The 3,824-nt window shown below is 53.7% G+C and carries 3 protein-coding genes; all 3 read right to left on the bottom strand.

Annotated elements, in window-relative coordinates; translation table 11 throughout:
* On the bottom strand, positions 1-1,167 hold a 1,167-nt coding region (gene guaA / locus H6B10_RS13175; protein ID WP_204652028.1), incomplete at its 3' end, for a glutamine-hydrolyzing GMP synthase.
* A gap of 175 nt (positions 1,168-1,342) precedes the next feature.
* Positions 1,343-2,548: an elongation factor Tu gene (gene tuf / locus H6B10_RS13170; protein ID WP_204652027.1), complete on the bottom strand. Its 1,206-nt coding sequence runs from the start codon at positions 2,546-2,548 to the stop codon at positions 1,343-1,345.
* Between the two features lie 95 nt (positions 2,549-2,643).
* The coding region (fusA, locus tag H6B10_RS13165; RefSeq protein ID WP_204652026.1) for an elongation factor G at positions 2,644-3,824 on the bottom strand (1,181 nt) is incomplete at its 5' end.

Genomic DNA, 3,824 nt, shown 5'->3' with positions numbered 1-3,824 from the left:
ACGGGATACCAGATATTCAGGCAGTCCCAATTCCCGACCGGCCTGACGTACTTCGTCCTTGAACAAATCACGCAGGGGTTCGACGATCTCTTTGAAATCCACATAGTCCGGCAAACCGCCCACGTTGTGATGGCTCTTGATGGTAGCGGACTCACCACCCAAACCGCTTTCCACAACGTCGGGATAAATCGTACCCTGGGCAAGAAAATCTACTGCGCCAATCTTTTTGGCTTCATCCTCAAACACGCGGATGAATTCTTCGCCGATGATTTTGCGCTTACGCTCGGGGGCTTCTTCCCCAGCCAATTTGCTGTAGAAACGGTCGCGGGCGTCAACACAGACAAAGTTAATATCAAACTGGCCGTTTTCTCCAAAGACTTCACAGACCTGCTCGCGTTCATTCTTACGCAACAGACCATGATCAACGAAAACACAAGTCAGCTGCTTACCGATTGCCTTGGCCAGCATAGCTGCGCAAACGCTGGAATCTACACCGCCGGACAAAGCGCAAAGCACCTTGCCATCGCCGATTTTATTCCGTAGCGCCTGCACGGACTGCTCCACAAAAGAGTCCATCTTCCAGGTTCCGGCGCATCCGCAGACCTTATACACAAAGTTGTGCAGGATTTTCGTGCCGTTTTCGGTATGCAGCACTTCCGGGTGGAACTGCACGCAGTACAATCCGCGGGCGGCATCCTGTGCAGCAGCTACCGGGCAGTTGGGCGTATGGGCCACAATCTGGAAACCGGGAGCGGCGGTCTCGATATAGTCATTATGACTCATCCAGCAAACATTCTGTTCCGGGAGGCTGTCAAACAAAGGACTCGCCGTATCCAGATTCACAAGCGTTTTGCCGTACTCACGTTCCGGAGCTTTGGTCACATTGCCGCCGAGCATATGCATCATCAACTGGCTGCCGTAGCAGATGCCCAGAATCGGCACACCCCAAGTATAAATTTCGGGATCAATCGTCGGAGAATCCGGCAGATATGCGCTGTTAGGGCCACCGGTAAAAATGATACCTTTGGGATTTTTTGCTTTGATTTTGGCGAGGTCCGTGCGATACGAATAGATCTCGCAGTAAACGTTACATTCACGAACACGACGTGCAATCAGCTGATTGTACTGGCCGCCGAAGTCAAGAACAATGACAGTTTCCTGCTGCATGGAGTTGCTCCCTTCTACTTTTCATACTTTCTGATTATTATAGCATACAGATTTATCCTTGAACAGATGGCAGATCGAAAAATCTTTTCATATTAACATCTGCGGAAACTATACAAAAAGGCAGGCACCTGCCTTGCGGTAGATGCCTGCCTGTATGCTGTTTTAGAACGAAAAATTACTTCTCGATCTTGGAAACAACGCCGGAACCAACGGTGTGGCCGCCTTCACGGATAGCGAAGCGCATGCCTTCTTCCATGGCAACGGGGGTGATCAGCTCAACATGCATATCGACGTTGTCGCCGGGCATGCACATCTCGGTGCCCTCGGGCAGGGTGATGATGCCGGTAACGTCGGTGGTGCGGAAGTAGAACTGAGGACGATAGTTGTTGAAGAACGGGGTGTGGCGGCCGCCCTCTTCCTTCTTCAGGACGTAAACGTGACCGTCGAAGGTGGTGTGGGGATGAACAGAACCGGGAACAGCCAGAACCTGGCCACGCTCGATCTGATCACGGTCGATACCACGCAGCAGAGCGCCGATGTTGTCGCCAGCCTGAGCGTACTCCAGGCTCTTGCGGAACATTTCCAGACCGGTGATGGTGGTGGTCAGCTTCTCTTCCTTGATGCCGACGATTTCCATCTGATCGCCAACATGGGCGGTACCACGCTCAACACGACCGGTAGCAACGGTGCCACGGCCAGAGATGGTCATAACGTCCTCGATGGGCATCAGGAAGGGCTTGTCAGCAGCGCGGTCGGGAGTCGGGATGTAGCTGTCAACAGCATCCATCAGTTCCCAAATGCACTTGTACTCAGGAGCGTTGGGATCGGTGGAGGTGGACTCCAGAGCCTTCAGAGCAGAGCCACGGATGATGGGAGCGTTGTCGCCATCGAAGCCCTGGCTGGAGAGCAGCTCACGGATTTCCATCTCGACCAGATCGAGCAGCTCGTCGTCGTCGACCATGTCGCACTTGTTCATGAAGACAACGATCTTGGGCACGCCAACCTGACGGGCGAGCAGGATGTGCTCACGAGTCTGGGGCATGGGACCGTCGGTAGCAGCAACGACCAGGATAGCGCCGTCCATCTGAGCAGCACCGGTGATCATATTCTTGATATAGTCAGCATGGCCCGGGCAGTCAACGTGGGCATAGTGACGCTTCTCGGTGTGGTACTCAACGTGAGCGGTGTTGATCGTGATACCACGAGCCTTCTCTTCGGGAGCCTTGTCGATGCTGGAGTAATCCATGAAGTCGGCGTCGCCCTTCAGAGCCAGAGTCTTGGTGATCGCGGCGGTCAGAGTGGTCTTGCCGTGGTCAACGTGACCAATGGTGCCAATGTTGACGTGCTCCAAAGAGCGGTCAAATTTTTCCTTTTCAGCCATTGGAAGTTTCCTCCTTTAGTTAAAACAATTTGGTTGGCCTTGGATAAGCCTATCATACTAAATTCCGTGCAAAAAATCAAGTAAAACTTATGAAATTAAGCCTTGTTTGCACGGTCATTCATGATCTTGTCGGCGATGTTCTTGGGGACCTGCTGGTAATCAGCCGGCTCCATGGAATACTGGCCGCGGCCCTGCGTCTTGGAACGCAGGTCGGTGGCGTAACCGAACATCTCGGACAGAGGAACCATCGCAGTAACGCGGGCGGTGCCGTCCTGAGACTCCTGATTCTGGATCTGGCCACGACGGCTGTTCAAGTCGCCGATGACGTTGCCCATATACTCATCAGGAACGATAACGTCAACCTTCATGATGGGCTCCATAATGACGGGATCGCACTTCTTCATAGCTTCTTTGAAAGCCATAGAACCGGCGATGGAGAACGCCATTTCAGAGGAGTCGACTTCATGATAAGAACCATCCCACAGGGTGACCTTGACATCCACGACGGGATAACCAGCCAGAATACCGGCCTTCATAGCGCCCTGAATACCGTTGTCGACAGCGGGGATATATTCCTTCGGGATCGCGCCGCCAACAACACCGTTGACGAACTCGTAACCCTTGCCGGGGTTGGGCTCCAGCTTGATCTTGACGTGACCGTACTGGCCCTTACCACCAGACTGACGGGCGTACTTGGTATCCTGGTTGGCTTCCTTACGAATGGTTTCGCGGTAAGCAACCTGCGGAGCACCAACGTTCGCTTCAACCTTGAACTCACGGAGCAGACGGTCGACGATGATTTCCAGATGGAGCTCGCCCATACCGGCAATGATGGTCTGACCGGTCTCTTCATCGGTCCAGGTCTTGAAGGTCGGGTCTTCTTCAGCGAGCTTCGCCAGAGCGATGCCCATCTTTTCGGAACCGGCCTTGGTCTTGGGCTCAATGGCAACACGGATAACGGGCTCGGGGAAGTTCATGCTCTCCAGAATGATGGGAGCCTTCTCGTCGCACAGGGTGTCACCAGTGGTGGTGTTCTTCAGACCGACAGCCGCAGCGATGTCGCCCGCGTAAACGGTGTCGATATCTTTACGGTTGTTGGCATGCATCTGCAGGATACGACCGATACGCTCGTTCTGATCCTTGACAGAGTTGTAAACGGTGGTGCCGGCATCCAGTTTACCGGAGTAAACACGGAAGAAGCACAGCTTACCAACGTAGGGGTCAGTCATGATCTTGAACGCCAGAGCGGAGAACGGAGCGTCGTCGGAAGAAACAC

This window comes from Gemmiger formicilis, from assembly GCF_016901605.1.
GTDB classification, from domain to species: domain Bacteria; phylum Bacillota; class Clostridia; order Oscillospirales; family Ruminococcaceae; genus Gemmiger; species Gemmiger formicilis_B.
Note: the sequence above shows the minus strand (reverse complement) of the source record. Positions and strands in the feature narration are given on the sequence as shown.

Bases quoted from the DNA above. Each gene is read 5' to 3' on its own strand.
- tuf (WP_204652027.1), bottom strand. From the start codon at position 2,548: ATGGCTGAAAAGGAAAAATTTGACCGCTCTTTGGAGCACGTCAACATT.